Below are 17,142 nucleotides of genomic sequence, written 5' to 3' on the forward strand. Positions count from 1 at the left end.
GCGGCCATCGGACCATTATAATGGCTAAACTCAATAGAATTCGTTTACAGACGTTGAAAACCAATCAAGCTGCAAGCCACACTGAATACTCCTGGCGTTACATTTACGGTATTGCTCTCCAACACAAAAAGCAATTGTTGGCCGGACATATGATGGCGATCCTGGCGACAGTGGCCAGCGTGCCGGTGCCGCTGTTGATGCCTTTGCTGGTAGATGAAGTACTGTTACACCATCCCGGTGTCGTGTTGGCGACGCTTAATCCCTGGTTGCCGGCGGAATGGCGTACGCCTGTGGTCTATATCGGCGCGATTTTGTTGGCGAGCTTGTTGTTGCGACTATTCGCATTGGCCTTGAATATCAGTCAGACCCGACAGTTTTCTAACATCGCCAAGGATGTGGTGTTTCGAATCCGGGCCAGCCTGGTGGCGCATTTGCAGCGTATCTCGATGTCGGAATACGAAAGTCTGGGCAGCGGTACCGTCAGTTCGCACATGGTGACCGATCTGGATACTCTGGACAACTTCATCGGCTCCACGATCAGCAAGTTGCTGGTCGCGGTGTTGACGGTATTCGGTACTGCACTGATCTTGTTATGGATGCATTGGCAATTGGGCCTGTTCATCATCTTCCTTAACCCCTTGGTGATTTACCTGGCCAAGGCGGTCGGCTCCCGGGTCAAGGAGTTGAAAGCCAACGAAAACAAAGCTTACGCAATCTTCCAGCAGGCCTTGAGCGAAACGTTGGAAGCGATACATCAGATCCGTGCCAGTAACCGCGAGGAGCATTACTGTCGGCAATTGGTCAACAGCGCGCTGGCGGTGAAAAACCATTCCACGATCTACGCCTGGAAAAGCGATGCGACGGTACGGCTGAGTTTCCTGACCTTTTTGTTCGGTTTCGATATCTTCCGCGCCACTGCGATGCTGATGGTGCTGTATTCCAACCTCAGTATCGGCGAAATGTTGGCGGTGTTCGGTTATTTGTGGTTCATGATGGCGCCGGTCCAGGAAATTTTGAGCATCCAGCAATCGTTTTATGCCGCCAAAGCCGCTTTGACGCGGGTAAATCAGCTGGCCAGACTAGAACGCGAGCCTTACTATCCGCATTTGGCCAATCCGTTCCAGGGCAAGAAAACGGTTTCGGTCAGCGTCAAACACTTGCATTTCAGTTACAAGGACGAACCGGTGCTGAACGGCATCAATTTGTCGATCCGGGCCGGGGAAAAGATAGCACTGGTCGGCGCCAGCGGCGGCGGCAAATCGACATTGGCGCAAACCCTGATCGGGCTCTATCCGCCGGGTAGCGGCATGATTTATTTCGACGGCGTGCCGCTGGACCGCATCGGGCTGGACGTGGTGCGCGAACACGTGGCGACGGTACTGCAGCATCCGGCACTGCTGAACGATACCATACGCGCCAATCTGACCTTGGGCCGAGATATTGCCGACGCGGCTTTGTGGCAGGCGCTGGAAATCGCGCAGTTAAAACACGTCGTTAAAGACTTGCCGGCCGGATTGGATACGGTGGTCGGCCGCCAAGGCATGCGTTTGTCCGGCGGCCAACGCCAGCGCATGGCGATCGCGCGGATGATCGTCAGCCAACCGGCGGTCGTGATTCTGGACGAAGCCACCTCGGCATTGGACAGCGAAACCGAGTACAAGCTGCACCAGGCCTTAAACGGATTTTTGGCAGGACGCACCACCATCATCATCGCCCATCGTTTGAGCGCGGTGAAACAGGCCGACCACGTCTACGTGTTCGAACAGGGCCAAATTTGCGAGCAAGGCAAGCACGAAGTGCTGATTCAGCAGAACGGCTTATACGCCAAACTTTACGGCGACTACCAATGACCGATCCGATTTACGACTTACACTGCCATTCGACCGCGTCGGACGGTGCCTTGCCGCCGGCCGAACTGGTCGGCCGTGCCAAACGACAAGGCGTCGACGTCCTGGCGCTGACCGACCACGACACTGTGGCCGGTTTGGCCGAAGCCCGCCAAGCGGCGCAGGATTGCGGCATGCGGCTGATTCAAGGTATCGAATTGTCGGCCGGCTTTGAGAGCCATTGCCTGCATATCGTCGGTCTGAATATCGATCCGACTAACGGCCAGTTGTTGGAAGGAATTGGTCGGCAGCAGATCACGCGCGAGGAGCGGGCGCAAAAAATCGCCCAAAAGTTGGTCAAGAAAGGCATTCCGGACGCTTATCCGGAACTGCGCGGCGCGGCCGGCAACGGCGAAATCACCCGGCTGCATTTCGCCGATTTCCTGGTCAAGCACGGTTATGTCGAGACTCAGCAGGACGCTTTCGACCGTTATTTTAGTAAAGGCAAACCCGGCTACGTGCCGACTGCCTGGGCGCCGCTGGCCGAATGCGTGGCTTTGATCAGGCAGGCCGGCGGGGTGGCGGTGCTGGCGCATCCCTTACGTTACAAGCTCAGCACGAAATGGTTGGACAAGGCCCTGGGCCAGTTCAAGGCCGCGGGCGGGCAGGGGATCGAGGTGGTTACCGGCAGAGCCAGTATCGATGACATTCGCTTAAGTTACGGCTTTGCGCTCAAACATCAGTTGTATGCTTCGCAAGGCTCGGATTTTCACGCGCCGGGTAACCAGTACCTGGAATTGGGCCGGTTGGCGGCGATGCCGGCCGGCGCCAATCCGGTTTGGGATTTGTTCTGACGCTACAGCTTAGTCGGCGTCGAACAACGCGCCGAACTCGTCCGGCGGCAACGGTTGATTCCAATAAAAACCTTGGGCTTTATGGCAACCGAGCTGGTGTAAACGTTCCGCTTGTTCTTGAGTCTCGACGCCTTCGGCCAACGTCAACAAGCCCAACGTGTCTCCCAGTTGTACGATGGCCTCGACAATCGCCGCGTCTTCGGCCTTACCGGAGTTTAAATCCTGAATGAAGGATTGATCGATCTTCAGTTTGTTGACCGCGAAACGCTTTAGATAGCTGAGCGAGGAATAGCCGGTGCCGAAATCGTCGATCGCAAAGCTGACCCCCAGTGCTCTCAGGTCGGCAATATTCTGAATGACCGTCGCGGTGTCGTACATCAACACCGATTCGGTCAGTTCCAATTCCAAATATTCCGGCTCCAGGCCCGACTCGGCCAAGGCGGAGCGTACCGACTCCAGTAGATTACCGCGTTTGAATTGCAGCGCAGAAATATTCACCGTCACTAACAATTCGTAACCGGCATCGCGCCAAATCCGGTTCTGCCGGCAGGCTTCCCGCAACACCCAGTCGCCGATCGGTACGATCAGGCCATTGTCTTCCGCAATCGGAATGAACTTGGCCGGCGGAATCATCGGGCCGCTGGCCGGTTGCCAGCGCAACAAGGCTTCGGCGCCGATGATTTTGTTATCGCGAATCGAATATTGGGGCTGATAGTGCAGGCGGAATTCGTTTTGTTTCAATGCCGCACGCAGGCCGTTCTCGATATTCATGCGCTCGATAGAGGCCAGGTTCATGTCATGGGAAAAGAAACGGAAAGTATTGCGGCCTTCGTTTTTGGCCGCGTACATCGCGGTGTCGGCTTTGTTCAACAGGCCGTGGAAACTCAAACCGTCGTTGGGATAGAGGCTGATACCGATGCTGAATGAGGTGCACACGGTGATGCCCTCGATTTGAAACGGCTGGTTTAACTGATCGAGAATTTTCAGCGAGATTTGGGCGATGGTGTCCACCTCCGGAATGTCGGTCAGAATGATGATGAATTCGTCCCCGCCTTGGCGGCACACCGTATCCACTTCGCGGACGCATTGGCACAGGCGTTCGGCAATGCCCTGCAACAGACGGTCGCCGACGTCGTGACCCATCGTGTCGTTGATGTTCTTGAAATGATCCAGATCCAGAAACAGCAGGCCAACCAGCGTGTTATTGCGTAAAGCATGAGCCATGGCTTGGTCGAAACGGTCGCGCAGCAAAGTCCGGTTCGGCAGGTTGGTCAGCGGGTCGTGCCGGGCCAAATATTCAATCTGGGCTTCAGCGGCTTTGCGGGCCGTGATGTCCGAGAAAATGCCGATGTAGTGGCTGACCGCACCGTATGTATCGCCTATTGTCGAGATACCGAGCCAGGCCGGATAGGGTTCGCCATTTTTACGGGTGTCCCATATTTCGCCTTGCCAATAGCCGTTATCCTTCAATGCTTGGCGGATACGGCGGAAATGGCCGCTGTCGTTATGTTCAGAATCGAGCATCGCCGGCTTCTTGCCGAACACTTCCTCGGCCCGGTAACCGGTAATATTGGTGTAGGCTTGGTTGCTGGAGACGATAGTGAGGTCCGGCGCGCATAAAAATATGGCTTCCCCGCTGTTTTCGAACACCTTGGCGAGCAATTTCAAGCGTTCGGCGGCGATTTTACTCTCAGTGATGTCCGCGTGGGTGCCAAGCATTCGCAGCGGTCGGCCGTCGGCGTCGCGTTCGACAATACTGCCGATCGACTGAATCCATTTCCAACTGCCGTCGGCGCAACGCACACGATATTCAAGCCGGTACTCGCCGAGAGCGCCGCCGATATAGGCTCGATAGCGCTCCAGCGTTGCCTGACGGTCGTCGGGATGCAGCCTTTCGGCCCAGGCGTCGAAGTCGGCCGAAAAAGCGGTCGCCTCGTAACCAAGCATTGTCGAATATTCGCGATTGACAACGGTTGCGCCGGTCTGCGGATTCAAGTCGAAAAAGCCGAGTTTGGCGGCCTGCATCGACAAACGCAGGCGTTCTTCGCTATCGCTGAGTGCTTGTTGGGTCCGGCGAATTTCGGTGATATCGTGGGCCAGGCCGTTGACTGCAATCACCCGGTCCTGGTCGTCGAAAATGGGGGTGGCGTTTAGGCTTAGCAACCGGCTGCCGCCGTTTCGGCAGCGCAATTCCAACTCGTAATTGGGCGGCTTGATACCGTTCAAACAGGCTTGAGTATGGGCGCGGGCGGCTTGGTTGAGGGGATTTTCCGTCGCCAAAGCAAAACAATCGCCCAATAACCGGTCGGCCGGATAACCGAGAATCTGTTCTACCGATGGCCCCAGGTAACTGAACTCACCTTGCGGATTCAAAGAGAACAGAAAATATTCGGAACTCAGACTTTCGACCAGCTCGCGAAAGCGCTGCTCGCTGTGTCGCAACAGATTTTGCTGCTCCAACAAGTTTTGCGTCGTGCGATGGGCGCGCAATACGTACTCGATCCGGTGCGGCAACAGAGGCCATTGCACCGGTTTGCCGATAAAATCGGTGGCGCCCAGCTCGAAGGCTTCGTTAACCGCGTGAGTGTCTTCGATAGCCGTCATCATGACGATAGGCGTGTTACAGTGCGGCAGCGACCGGATTTGCCGCAGACAGGCGAAGCCATCCAGTTCCGGCATCATCACGTCCAATAACACCAGATCCGGCTGTTCCTGGCAAAACAAGCGCAAGCCTTCGCGCCCGTTTTCGGCTTCCACGGTTTGGTATTGGTTGGCGCGTAATACTTGGCCCACCAACAATCTGACCATGGCGTCGTCGTCGACAATCAGAATTTTGGGATCGATGGTCACGGCGAAATCGGGGCAACGACGGATTGGCTATCGAACACTCTGGCAAACTCGGCGAATTCGGCAGCCGGCATCGGCCGCTGGAACAGAAACCCTTGTACGATGTCGCAGCCATTGTCCAGCAAAAAGTTAGCCTGATCCTGGTTTTCTACGCCCTCGGCAACCACTTCCAAGGACAAGGCCTCGGCCAGTGCCAAAATCGCCGAGGTAATCGCCATGTCGTCTTCGTTGTGCGGCAAGTCGCGAACGAAACTGTGGTCCACCTTCAACTCCGATATCGGCAGTTTCTTCAGGTAGGACAACGACGAATAGCCGGTGCCGAAATCGTCGATGCTGATCCTGACACCCAAAGCCTGCAACTCGCGTAGCGTAACCAATGCCTCTTCGACATTGTGCAGCAGAATGGTTTCGGTCAACTCCAGTTTCAAATAGCGCGGCTCCAGGCCGATTTGCGCCAATACCTCGCGGACATGGCCGCAGAATCCGCGTTGGCGGAATTGGTTGGCGGAGACGTTGACGGACATCACCAATTCAGGGCAAGCGCCTTGCCGTCGCCAACTCAGCACCTGACGACAGGCGTTCTCTAGAACCCAATTGCTGATCTGTGCGATCAGACCGGAATCTTCGGCGATCGGGATGAATTGTGACGGACCTATCAAACCCAATTCCGGGTGGCGCCAACGAATCAAGGCTTCGCAACCGACTACCCGATGGCGGCGAATGTCGATTTTTGCCTGGTAATACAGTTCCAGTTCGTCGCGTTCGATGGCCCGGCGCAGGCTGTTTTCCATCGCCAGTTTATGGAAGGCAGCAACATTCAGCGATTTGCTGAAGAACTGGTAGTTGTTGTGGCCGTATTCGCCGGCGTGGTTCATTGCAAATTCGCCGTTTTTGATGAAGCTATCTTCATCCATGCCATCGCCGGGGTATACGGCAATGCCGATATTGATGCCTAAAAACAGCTCGGTGGCCTCGACCGGAAACGATTGCTGCATGATATGAAAAATCCGCTTGGCGACTTTGACGCTGTCGCGGGCGTCTTGTACCCGGTTCAACAAAACGGTAAACGTGCTGCCGCCTAGCCGGGATACCGTCATATCCGCCAGATCGACGTCCGAATTGGCCGAGACGTAATCGCATTCCCTGACTTCGGCGACCAAGCGATCGGCAAACATTTTCAGCACGTGGTCGCCGATTTTAGGCCCCAAGGTTTCATTGATGCGTTTGAAGCGGGCGATACTGATGAACAAGGTCGAAAGCGCGGTGCCGTAACGGTCGCAAGCAGCCATGGCCTGGCCCAAAATTTCTTTGAACAGGGTGCGGTTGGGCAGCCCGGTCAACGGGTCGTAATAGGATAAAAACCGCACCCGCTCTTCGATGTGGCGACGTTCGGTAATATCCTGAATCGCGCCGCGGATATGCTCCACCGCATCGTGCTCGACAATTGGTTCGCCCTGAATGTGAAGTACCCGGCTGCTGCCGTCGCGATGCGTCACCGGCAATTCGATGCGGAAACTCAGCTTGTTCTTCAGGCACAAGTCTATGGCCTGCTGCAATTTGGCGGCCTCTGAAGCGTCCACGCGGTTGAGCAGATCCAGCATTTTGAAAGAATGACGCGGCGGATCGATGTCCAGAATATTGAAAATCTCATCCGAACATTGCAGTGTGTCGCTGCTAACCTGCCAATCCCAACTGCCGAGTTGGGCAATTTTTTGCGCTTTGCGTAATTCCAACTCGCTCTTGGCCAACGCCGACATGGTGGCTACAGAGCGTAGCAGATAGCGCAACCGGTGCGGCAAGGTCGGCCAATTGATCGGTTTGGCGATAAAATCGGTGGCACCCAATTCGAATGCGTGGTTCACCGATTCCAGATCGTCCACGCCGGTCAGCATCACGATCGGCAATATGGCGTTGCCCGGCATTTGGCGAATGGCTTGCAAGCAATCGAAGCCGTTCAGATCGGGCAGCATCACGTCCAGCAGCACCAGATCGGGTTTCCGGTTGGTACAAAACTCCAGCCCTTGCCGACCGCTACCGGCACAGACCACGTCGAAGCCTTCGCGCTGCAAGATATCCTGCAACATCAGACGCACCATGTCGTCATCGTCGATGGCCAGGATCAGATTGGTTGCGTGTGGTCGTTGCATCTACGAAGCGGTGGCGGGAAGTTGTTGCACGATAGTTTTATAGGCGGTTTGCAAAGATTCGGCAATACGACTATCGAACTCAAGCGTGTTATCGCGGGCGGCATGTTCTACATTGCGGGCCAATTCCGCCAGATGATTCGCCCCGATATTCGCTGCGGTCGATTTCAGACTATGCGCCGCTTGCCTCACCTCTGCACTCTGTTGATGCTCGATCGCAAACGCGATCGCGCTGATTTGCTGCGCGGCATTTTCCCGAAACAGCCTTAACACCTCGGCCACTAACTGGTCGCCACCAATTTGGCGTAGCGAGCGCAGTTCAGCAGAATCGAATTCGGCCTGTTGGCCGCGGTCGATGTCGGCAACTGCAGCGGATACCGCCGAAACCAGGTTCGGGCGGGTGTCGCCGATTAACGCGCGGATTTTGTCATGCAAGGTTTTTTGCAAAAACGGTTTACTCAAATAGTCGTCCATACCAACCCGCAGGCATTTTTCACGGTCGCCCTCCATCGCATTGGCGGTCAGGGCGATAATCGGCGTCCGCTTGGTAGCATTTGTCCGTTCCAGTTCGCGGATCTGCTGGGTCGCGGTGTAGCCGTCCATCACCGGCATCATGCAATCCATCAAGATTAAATCGGCCGGTTCGGTTTGGAACAAGTTCAACACTTCCTGGCCGTTGCTGGCGCAAATCAGGGTGTAACCCAATTGCCGCAGCATGGCGCTGCAGATTTTCTGGTTCACCGGATTATCTTCCGCCAGCAGGATACGCACGCTGGAAGCAGGCGCAGCCGGTTTGGCGTCGACCGCGACGTCCGCCGGTAGCAAGCGTAACAGGGTATCTTGCAAGGTACGGCGGTAAACCGGTTTCGGTAAATGCACGTCGCAACCGCAGTGGCGGATTTCGGCCATCTCGGTTTCGTCGGCACTGGATGAAATAATCACGATGCGTAACCCGGCAAAACGGGCGTCGCCGCGGATACGTCTGGTCAGTTCGGTACCGCTGATGCCGTCCATTCTCATATCCAGCAATGCAACATCGAAACTCTGCCCGGATTGCGCTCTTTGATCCAAAATTTCCAGGGCATGGCCGCCGTTTTTTGCAACCCGGAAATGCATACCGAATTCGGCCAGATGATTTTCCAGGATTCTGGCGTTAGTGGCGTTGTCTTCAACGACCAGCACGTGCTTTCCGGTTAGATTGCCCTGCGCGGCAGTTTTGACCGGCAACGGCGCCAGAGCTTCGCGCAACGGCAAGTAAACGCTGAAAACCGAGCCGACCTGGGGTTGGCTCTCCACCCGGATCGTGCCGCCCATCAACTCGCAAAGCTCCTTGCTGATGACCAGGCCCAAACCGGTGCCGCCGTATTTGCGGGTGGTGGAGCCGTCGGCTTGGCTGAAGGCCTGAAACAACCGGGATAAGGCCTCCGGATTCATGCCGATGCCAGTATCGCTGATCTTGAACTCCAGGCACAGGCCGCTGCCCGACGTGCACAGCGTCGATTCCCGGTTGCGAACCTGTAGTTTGACTTCGCCGGCCTCGGTGAACTTGACGGCATTCGACAACAGATTGGTCAGGATTTGCCGCAAACGGTAAGGGTCGCCGCGGACTTCTTTCGGCGTTGCCGGGTCGATTTCGCACAACAACCGAATGTTCTTGCTACTGGCGCGCTCGAAGAACAAGGCACCGAGCTGGTCGACCAAATTGCTCAAGCTGAAATCGGTTTCCTCCAGTTCCAGTTTGCCGGCCTCGATTTTGGAGAAATCCAGAATGTCGTTAATGATGGTCAACAGCGAATCCGCAGAGCTGAACACGGTCTCTGCATATTGGCGCTGGGTCGGTTTCAATTCGGAACCTAGCAATAGTTCGGTCATGCCCAGGACGCCATTCATCGGCGTGCGGATTTCGTGGCTCATCGTCGCCAGAAATTGGGATTTGGCGATACTTGCGGCCTGCGCATCGATAACGGCCTGGCGCAGGTCGGCAGTACGCAGGTCGACTTCCCGCTCCAGGCAACCGCGCTGGTTTTCCAACTCGGCGTCGCGTTGTTGAATGCGTTCGATCATCTGGTTGAAGCTTTTCACTAATTGGCCGATTTCGTCCCGGCTTTCGCCTTGAGCCCGCACCATGTAATTGTTATCGACCGATACCTGTCTGGCCAGTTGCGACAATCGGGTCAGCGGTGCGGCGATGGATGCGGCCAGACGCCGGCCGAACCAGGCGGCAAACATAAAGGCGACGAGCATCGAGAGCAGAATTTGCCCCAAGTTGATGCCGACCGAGCGCCACAACGGACGTAAATCGATCATTATCCTCAGGTAGCCGACCACTTCCCCATTATCGTCCGGCAAGGGGTTAAGCGTTATCAGATTCAGCAACCGCATCCTTTGGCCGATCTGTTGTTCCTGGGCTTTTAACAGATTCGGCGGAAAGCTGTGCTGTAAAGCCTGTGTCGGATAGTGGGCGAAAATCTCGCCGTCGCGGCCGTAAAGTTGCGCGGACAGAATTTCCGGTTTGCCGCGTAAGGTGGCGAGTATGTCGGAACCGGTTTTGGCATCGCCGAACAATAGCGCGGCCCCGGCGCTGAATCCGATCATCTTGCCTAACGAGCGAATTTCGTTGAGCATTTCGTTTTTTTCCTGCCAAACCTGGGTAACGCTGACGATCGCCAAGGTCAATGCCAACGCCAACGCCAAGGTAACTGCCTGCAAACGCTGCAGTTTATAGGTCATCGGCAAGTCGACCAGCTTGTCCCGGATCATGACGATATCGGCTCCAGAATCATTTGTTCAGGTTCAGATTTCTAGCGAGTTTCAGCAATTGGGCGCTGATGCGGATGTTGGCGGCATTGGCATTGTCCAGGTTTACCTCGAAGTTCAGTCGGTTACCGTCCTGAACCAGCCCAATGGTACCGTTCTGTTCTAAAAAGCCCGGTTTGTCGCTGACAGTGACCACCGGTGCGCCCCTCAAATCCCGCGCAATCTCTCCGGCGCCGGTAGCCGATTTGGCGATATATACCAGATGGCAGGCTTTCAAATCTTTGCTCGCGACATCTTGCAGGACGGCCAACGGTTTGCCGTTGACGGTTTTGCCTTCCAGTGCCAGCAGATTGTCGCCAAGGTTGTGCGGGCTTACCAAGCACAAGTTAAATTTGTTCTGGCTGGCGGCATCGGGCCATTCGATAAATTTGAAGAAGTTGTATAGAAACGCGACTTTTACCGCGGCTTCGTTAGCGGTTTCTGCAGCAAAGGCGCTGTGGACAAATATCAGCGGCAGCACCAGCATCGTGCCCGCCCAGCGTGCCGACATGGCCAAATTCCGGCGCCAGCGACAGCCGCGGCGCTGAACGGCCGGTTGCATGCTGCGAGCTATTTTTTGTCGGGTTTGCAAGATCATCGAGTTCCGCCGTCCCGGTTAAAATTGCCAGCGCAAGGTGCCGTAGACCTCGCGTTGCACGGCGGTTGCGGTGGAAAATAGATCGGAACCGTATTCGAAATGATAACTGTCGAGCAGATTGCGCCCGACCAGCGCCAATTCCAAGCCCGAGCCCAGATCCCATGCTAAACGTGCGTCAAGATCCTGATAGCCTCGAGTAAAGCTCCGGTTGGTGACGGTGGAACTGACGAAGCGCCAATTCAAATCCAGTTTCAATTGCGGTGTCAGATCGTACATCGACCACAGCATGGCTTTGTGCACCGGATAGCTGCTGCCGTCATTGACGACGACATTGGCCGGCACGCCGTTGCCCGAACGGACGCGGTCTTCCTCGTGGCTGTAGTTGGCTTTTAGCTTCCACTTGTCGGAAACTTGCCAATCCAGACTGACTTCGCCGCCGTAGACTTCGGCAAGGCCCAAATTGCTCAAGCCGGTACTCACCAATACGTAACCCGCCGGCGGCACGATTTTGAAACTGTTACTAACCGAATAACTGGTGAAGTCATCGTAGTTGTAATGGTATAGGGCGACGTCGGTGCTGAGTTGCGGCATGAGTTGGCCGCGCCAACCCAGTTCGAAGCCGAGCATTTTTTCGGCTTCAAGGTTGGGATTACCGACCAAGCCGGTGATCATGGGTACCGGCAAACCGGGCTGCGGAGGACGCAAATTCAGGCTGTACGAGATATTTTGTTCCACCCAGTTCGGTGTTCTGACCGAACGCGATACCGACGCCCAGAAAGAATTACGGTCGTCCGGCGTCCATAACAGGCGGGCGTTGGGCTGAACTTCGAAATCGGTGACCGGGTTGTGTTCGACTTTGCCGCCTAAGGTCAAACGCCAGCGGTCCGGGACTAGGCTGATTTCGTCTTGGGCAAAGAAACTATAAATTCGATCAGTCCGTTGCGGCGCGCTCATTGAAATTTGCGGACTGTTCTCGAAGTCATTGAGGTTGAAGCGTAAACCGGTCCCCCACAACAGCAGGTGGCGATCGTCCAGTTTGTAGTTGTGCTGAAAGTCGATATCAAAACTATCGATCTGGTATTGAGAGTTCAGAAACGGCGATTTTCGGCTATGCCGGTCCCAATACATCCGCACGACGGTAGTAGAATCTGTACCCTGGTGGTGCTCCCAACGGCCTTGTAAATAATGCCCGGAGAATTGTTGGTTGGCGGGTAGCAGCTGGGAGTAGGGCGGCGCCATCACCGGTGTCAGATTGGCCGTAAGTGCCGGAAACTCAACCGGTGCGCCGTTACTGTCGCCGATGAATGCGTCTCCCTGGATACTCAGCTTATTGGCAATATCGAACGCTTTGTCGTAGCGAAAGCCGACTTTGCTCAGATCGCCTTCGTCGCCGGCCTGACGAGACGATTCCCGGGTTCTGGAGTCGCCGTAATCCGAGTGGCGGGCGTAGACTTTTAAATAGGCCTCGTCGCCTAGATCGGCCCCGTAACGGACTCCGCCGCCGTAGCGCTGAGTGCCGACTTGGCCGCTCAACAAAGTACCCTGAGTGTTTTTTGCGGTTTTGGTGATGATATTGATTACGCCGTTTACCGCGTTGGCGCCCCATAGACTGGCGCCGGGACCGCGAATCACTTCGATACGTTCGATGTCCTCCATCATCACGTCCTGCTGGTCCCACCAGACGCCGGAGAACAACGGGTTGTAAACACTGCGGCCGTCTACCAGCACCAGCAATTTATTGGCAAACTGGGTATTGAAGCCGCGCACCGAAACCGCCCATTTGTTGCCGTCGACTTTGGCTACGTTCAAGCCGGGGACCACCCGCAACGCTTCGGGAATCGTAGTGGCTCCGCTGCGGCGGATGTCTTCGTTGCTCAGCACGTAAATCGCTGCCGGCACATGGCTGAGGTCGGTCGACGTTTTCATCACAGACGTCACGTCCAGATTCAACAACTGCTCGACGCTCAGCGCTGTCAAATCCGGCAGATTTTCGTCGTCCGGCGATTGGTTGGCCGCTTCGGCGAACTGAGTGGCGGCCGACCAGGCCATTACCAGGGCCAACGTCGCCGGAGTCAAGGGGTGGTATGCCTTACTTAACATGGTCGGGAGCTCAGAAAGTCAATTGGAATTTCAAACGAAGCTCCCTGCCGTTCATGCGGATGATGTCTACTTGGTCGCTGACCCCCGGCATCTGCGGGTGAATATCGAACAGATTATAGATGCCGAAAGAGGTGTCCAGGCCTCGGATGATTTTATCCGAACTCAGGTTCACGTTCACCAGATTGTAAGCGTCGGCAAAGCTGCCGGCATAATCCAGTTTGCGCCGGTCGATAAAGATGTTTTCGATCCCCAGCGTTAGATTGTCGTTAAAAAAAGATTCAGCGTAATGCAATTTAAACAGGTTTTGCGGCGAGTAGGTGGCCCAAGTACCCTGCAGGTTCTCGTTGGTCAGGAGATTGTAGGTATAAGAGGCTTTTAGCAACCGGCCATTGTTCCAACGTTTTTCCGCTTCCAACTCGATGCCGTAAGCGTGGTAGCGACCGTAATTTTGTACCGAATAGTCGCCGTTGATGTCGTCGGTGACCGGCCGGCCCTGCAGCAATTGCGAGATATCGTTGTAAAACAGCGAGCTTAGCAGCCGCAACCCGCTGTTGCCGCGCCATTCGGCGACGGCTTCGTAGCTTTTGATCTGCTCCTCGCGCATGTAAGGGTTGGCAACGAACCCAAACGCATTGTAGTCGCGTTCCCAGGAGTTGGGCGCCCGAAAGGTCGAACTGTAAAGCAGTTTAAACTGGGTGTTGTCCAAAGGGCTCCAAATCAAGCCGAGCCGCGGGTTGGCCTGCATACTGTTCAGCATGTGGTGGTAGTCGAGGCGGGCGCCGGCGCTGAAAATCAGATCGTCCAGGATCTGGATATCGTCCTGCAGATACGCCTCCAGCCGATGGCCGCTACGCCGGCTTTGGACGTAGGAGAAGTAAGGATCGATGTCGTAGTTGATCAGCGACTGACGTTGATCGTATTGGTATTCCAACCCCATGATGACGCGGTGGCCGTCGATCGGCGAAAAGGTCAATTGCGCTTCGCCGCCCCACCAGCGTCCGCTGGCAATATCGTGGTTGATGGTACGGGCGCCGTCCAGCAGATAGGCTTGGTCGGCATTGTAATCGTAACCCTGGTAGTAGCCCTTGAGTTGGATCTTGCCTGTGTCGCTGAGGTTTTTTTCGTATTTGAGATTGGTAAAAAACTGTCTGTCTTCAGTGAAGTATTGCTGGTCGTTGAATACGGCATCGAATGATGCTGTCGGTACCCGTTTAAAACGATTGACATAACCGCCGCTCAACGTGAATTCTTCGAAGGTGAACTTACCGAACATACGGTCGGCGCGTTCGTCGTCCATATTGTGGGCGACACCATAGTTGGTCGCGGGGGCATCAAATCCCGGAAAATACAAGTTTTCCACACCGGCGCTATCAAAATGCGACGCCGAAAACAGCAGGTCGGCACCGTTGTCCAGCGTCTTGCCGTAACTGACTCGGCCCTTGTAGGTGTCGAAAGTGCCGATTTCCCCGGCCACTTGAGCTCCGTTAATGGCTTGGCCTTTTTTGGTGACGACGTTGATCATGCCCAAAAACGCATTGGCGCCATAGATAGAAGAACCCGAACCCGGCACATATTCGATGTGATCCACCAAGTCCAGGTCCAGCATGAACTCCTGCGCGATGTAGCCGCCGTCGTAGATGTTTTCGTTCATTCGCTGGCCGTCGATCATCAGCAAAATCCGCGAATTGTAGTCGCCGCTACGCATGAAACCGCGCGCACCAAGAAAACTATAGTTACGGTCGTTACTGGTGAACAGCCCGCGCAGGCTGTTTAGCGCTTCCGCCAGGGTGCGCCAGCCGAAGGTGCGGATGTCTTTTGCGGTCAAGATCGAAATTGACGTGGGAGCCTGACTAGTTTTTTCGCCAAGACGCGACGCACTGATGATGTCAAGTTTCAATAATTCTTCGATCGACAGATTGGTGAAATCTTCACGGGTCGCTTCATTGGCGAAGGCCGTCGAGGCGAAGAATGACGCCGCAATCAGTTTACGCATTGAGTGTAAAGATCGATTCTTGATGAATTCATTGACTCGAGTGTCTGCTAGCGCGGGATATCAATTTGGGTAACAGTAGTTGAAGCTCAATGGTGTAAGGGTTAGCAGATACTCAAAATGCGACTAGATTGCCAGATTTCGAGTTTTTGGCGAACGGTTTCCCGCCAAACCGTGCAACCTACCGCAGATTTTCACATTCGATTCCGAATAGTACTAAAAAATTGTGTTTAGCTTGGCTGTCTGCGCCAAGACCTGGCGTTTTATCGAGCGGCACGAAATTCGGTTTGGGTGGGCTGCGAGTGTATTTATGTACCGGGATTGTGGAGTCCCGCATAAACCCGATCTGCCGCAATTAAAGCGCCTTCAAGATAACCGCCCTGGTCGACGGCTGTTTCGCTGCCGGAAAAATATAACTTATCGTTCCACAGGTTTAGTTGCAGCCAGCGCTGACCGTAAATGGGGTGGGTAATCGGCGCTACGCTGTCGGCGTCCGTTGCCGCGAAACGCTCCCGGCTCCAGGGCCTTCTGGCTGGCCGTGATGGGCGGCGACAATCCCAGCGGCTTTGAGGACAGCCTGGAACATCCGGTCGAGCAAGTCAGTTGGGCTGATGTTCAACGCTTCATCGAAAAGTTGAATCAGCTGATTCCCGGCTTGACGGCGCAATTGCCCAACGAAGCACAATGGGAATATGCCTGCCGGGCCGGCACGACCACACCGTTTTCATTTGGGGCTAATATCACGCCGAAGCAGGTCAACTACGATGGCAACTATCCGTATGCTGACGGCGAAAAAGGCCTGTATCGTGAAAAGACTGTGCCGGTAAAATCGCTGCCGGCCAACCCGTGGGGTTTTTACGAAATGCACGGCAATGTGTGGGAATGGTGTCAGGATGTGTGGCAAACAGACCTCGGTACGGCAGCGGTGGTCGATCCGCTGACACAGGCGGACGAAGACACGGGCGGCGCCCGCGTGTTGCGCGGCGGCTCGTGGTACGGCGGCGGCGGGGATTTGCGCTCCGCCGTCCGCGGCCACTACCGGCCCAATTATCGCGGCGACGGCATCGGTTTCCGTCTTGCCCTAGGTCATGCTGAGCTCAGGCCGGCGGCGGAGCCGGGTCAATCAAGCTGAGCCCTTACGGACAGCGGCGTTGCGGAGTAGCCGCGGTCGGGACGGGCGGTAGTTGCCAATTAACAGGCAAGCGTTGTCATATTGACATTGTTCCCGTACGACAAGTGGGAACAATACAAGACAAATTGCAATCGACGATTTAAAAACGCTGTTGCAGTGTGTAGACTAAGTTAACTTAGTCTATTAGGGGTGAAGATGGCTACCGTCAATATTCATGAAGCTAAAACCCATTTATCGCGCTTGGTCGATCAGGCCGCAAGCGGCGAATCGTTTGTGATTGCCAAGGCCGGCAAACCCATGGTCAGAGTCTGTGCGCTGGATAGCCCGCAAGCCGGACAAGTCCGGCGGACAGGTTTCATGGTCGGCCAGATTCAAGTGCCGGAGGATTTCGACACCATGGGCAGCGACGAGATTGCCGGCTTGTTCGGTAGCAGCGATGAAACTGCTGCTTGATACCCATCTGCTGTTGTGGACTGCAGGGATGCCGAACAAACTGAGCCCGGCAGCGCGGCAATGGCTGGAAAATCCAGAGCACGAATTGGTTTTCAGTGCCGCCAGTTTATGGGAAATTGGGATCAAGCGCGGCTTGGGGCGGAGCGATTTTCTGGTTGACGCGCGCTTATTGCGGCGCGGATTGCTGGATAACGGTTACAACGAATTACCGATCAAAAGCGAACACGCAGTGTTTATCGACAGTTTGCCCGCCATTCATAAAGATCCGTTCGACCGCATGTTGGTGGCTCAGGCCAGTGTCGAGGGTTTTTTGCTGCTGACAGCCGATAGTACGGTTGCCCAGTATCCCGGGCCGGTACGTTTGGTTTGATTTGGCGTCTTTGAGCGCCGGCCACGTATAAT

General features: G+C 55.3%; 11 protein-coding genes. 5 read left to right on the plus strand and 6 right to left on the minus strand.

Annotation, left to right across the window (positions count from 1 at the left end; genetic code table 11):
- Positions 1-20: 20 nt before the first annotated feature.
- Together AC0IM9_RS00140 and AC0IM9_RS00145 are read left to right on the plus strand one after the other, a co-directional pair.
- A complete protein-coding gene (locus AC0IM9_RS00140) occupies positions 21-1,850 on the plus strand; it encodes an ABC transporter ATP-binding protein (protein ID WP_482802619.1) in 1,830 nt (609 codons plus the stop codon).
- Positions 1,847-2,680 carry a PHP domain-containing protein gene (locus AC0IM9_RS00145; protein ID WP_482802620.1) on the plus strand — a complete coding sequence of 278 codons (834 nt, stop codon included), beginning with the start codon at positions 1,847-1,849 and terminating at the stop codon, positions 2,678-2,680. Before AC0IM9_RS00140 ends, AC0IM9_RS00145 begins: the two co-directional genes overlap by 4 nt.
- Before the next feature lie 9 nt (positions 2,681-2,689).
- Here the strand turns inward: AC0IM9_RS00145 and AC0IM9_RS00150 are convergent, their stop codons facing one another.
- The 6 genes from AC0IM9_RS00150 to AC0IM9_RS00175 all read right to left on the minus strand — a co-directional run bounded on the left by AC0IM9_RS00150 (position 2,690) and on the right by AC0IM9_RS00175 (position 15,158).
- The gene (locus AC0IM9_RS00150; protein WP_482802621.1) at positions 2,690-5,530 is read right to left on the minus strand and encodes an EAL domain-containing protein; all 2,841 of its coding nucleotides are present in this window, start codon (positions 5,528-5,530) and stop codon (positions 2,690-2,692) included.
- Entirely contained in the window at positions 5,527-7,674 is a 2,148-nt protein-coding gene (locus AC0IM9_RS00155) for a putative bifunctional diguanylate cyclase/phosphodiesterase (protein WP_482802622.1), read from the minus strand. Before AC0IM9_RS00155 ends, AC0IM9_RS00150 begins: the two co-directional genes overlap by 4 nt.
- A complete protein-coding gene (locus AC0IM9_RS00160; protein ID WP_482802623.1) occupies positions 7,675-10,431 on the minus strand; it encodes a response regulator in 2,757 nt (918 codons plus the stop codon).
- 19 nt (positions 10,432-10,450) lie between these two features.
- Positions 10,451-10,978, minus strand: coding sequence for a YfiR family protein (locus tag AC0IM9_RS00165; RefSeq protein WP_482802624.1), 528 nt, complete (start codon positions 10,976-10,978; stop codon positions 10,451-10,453).
- A gap of 105 nt (positions 10,979-11,083) precedes the next feature.
- The gene (locus tag AC0IM9_RS00170) at positions 11,084-13,165 is read right to left on the minus strand and encodes a TonB-dependent receptor plug domain-containing protein (protein WP_482802625.1); all 2,082 of its coding nucleotides are present in this window, start codon (positions 13,163-13,165) and stop codon (positions 11,084-11,086) included.
- Between the two features lie 10 nt (positions 13,166-13,175).
- Complete coding sequence (locus tag AC0IM9_RS00175) at positions 13,176-15,158, minus strand: TonB-dependent receptor plug domain-containing protein (protein ID WP_482802626.1); 1,983 nt, start codon at positions 15,156-15,158, stop codon at positions 13,176-13,178.
- Between the two features lie 493 nt (positions 15,159-15,651).
- On the opposite strand from AC0IM9_RS00175, the gene AC0IM9_RS00180 reads away from it, so the two are divergent.
- From AC0IM9_RS00180 to AC0IM9_RS00190, 3 genes are all read left to right on the plus strand, one after another.
- Positions 15,652-16,287 (plus strand): formylglycine-generating enzyme family protein, encoded by a 636-nt coding sequence (locus AC0IM9_RS00180; RefSeq protein WP_482802627.1) that lies wholly within the window; start codon positions 15,652-15,654, stop codon positions 16,285-16,287.
- Positions 16,288-16,482: 195 nt separating this feature from the next.
- The gene (locus AC0IM9_RS00185; RefSeq protein ID WP_140911285.1) at positions 16,483-16,740 is read left to right on the plus strand and encodes a type II toxin-antitoxin system Phd/YefM family antitoxin; all 258 of its coding nucleotides are present in this window, start codon (positions 16,483-16,485) and stop codon (positions 16,738-16,740) included.
- Positions 16,724-17,110, plus strand: a complete 387-nt coding sequence (locus AC0IM9_RS00190) for a type II toxin-antitoxin system VapC family toxin (RefSeq protein WP_140911286.1) — start codon at positions 16,724-16,726, stop codon at positions 17,108-17,110. The genes AC0IM9_RS00185 and AC0IM9_RS00190 overlap by 17 nt, the downstream gene beginning before the upstream one ends.
- The last annotated feature ends 32 nt before the right edge of the window (positions 17,111-17,142 follow it).

Source organism: Methylomonas sp. Uni0011 (assembly GCF_056850255.1).

Excerpts from the sequence above, each read along its gene's own strand:
- AC0IM9_RS00190 (WP_140911286.1), top strand. The coding sequence starts at position 16,724 with ATGAAACTGCTGCTTGATACCCATCTGCTGTTGTGGACTGCAGGGATG.
- AC0IM9_RS00170 (WP_482802625.1), bottom strand. The coding sequence starts at position 13,165 with ATGTTAAGTAAGGCATACCACCCCTTGACTCCGGCGACGTTGGCCCTG.
- AC0IM9_RS00155 (WP_482802622.1), bottom strand. The coding sequence starts at position 7,674 with ATGCAACGACCACACGCAACCAATCTGATCCTGGCCATCGACGATGAC.
- AC0IM9_RS00185 (WP_140911285.1), top strand. The coding sequence starts at position 16,483 with ATGGCTACCGTCAATATTCATGAAGCTAAAACCCATTTATCGCGCTTG.
- AC0IM9_RS00140 (WP_482802619.1), top strand. The coding sequence starts at position 21 with ATGGCTAAACTCAATAGAATTCGTTTACAGACGTTGAAAACCAATCAA.
- AC0IM9_RS00145 (WP_482802620.1), top strand. The coding sequence starts at position 1,847 with ATGACCGATCCGATTTACGACTTACACTGCCATTCGACCGCGTCGGAC.
- AC0IM9_RS00160 (WP_482802623.1), bottom strand. The coding sequence starts at position 10,431 with ATGATCCGGGACAAGCTGGTCGACTTGCCGATGACCTATAAACTGCAG.
- AC0IM9_RS00165 (WP_482802624.1), bottom strand. The coding sequence starts at position 10,978 with ATGTCGGCACGCTGGGCGGGCACGATGCTGGTGCTGCCGCTGATATTT.
- AC0IM9_RS00175 (WP_482802626.1), bottom strand. The coding sequence starts at position 15,158 with ATGCGTAAACTGATTGCGGCGTCATTCTTCGCCTCGACGGCCTTCGCC.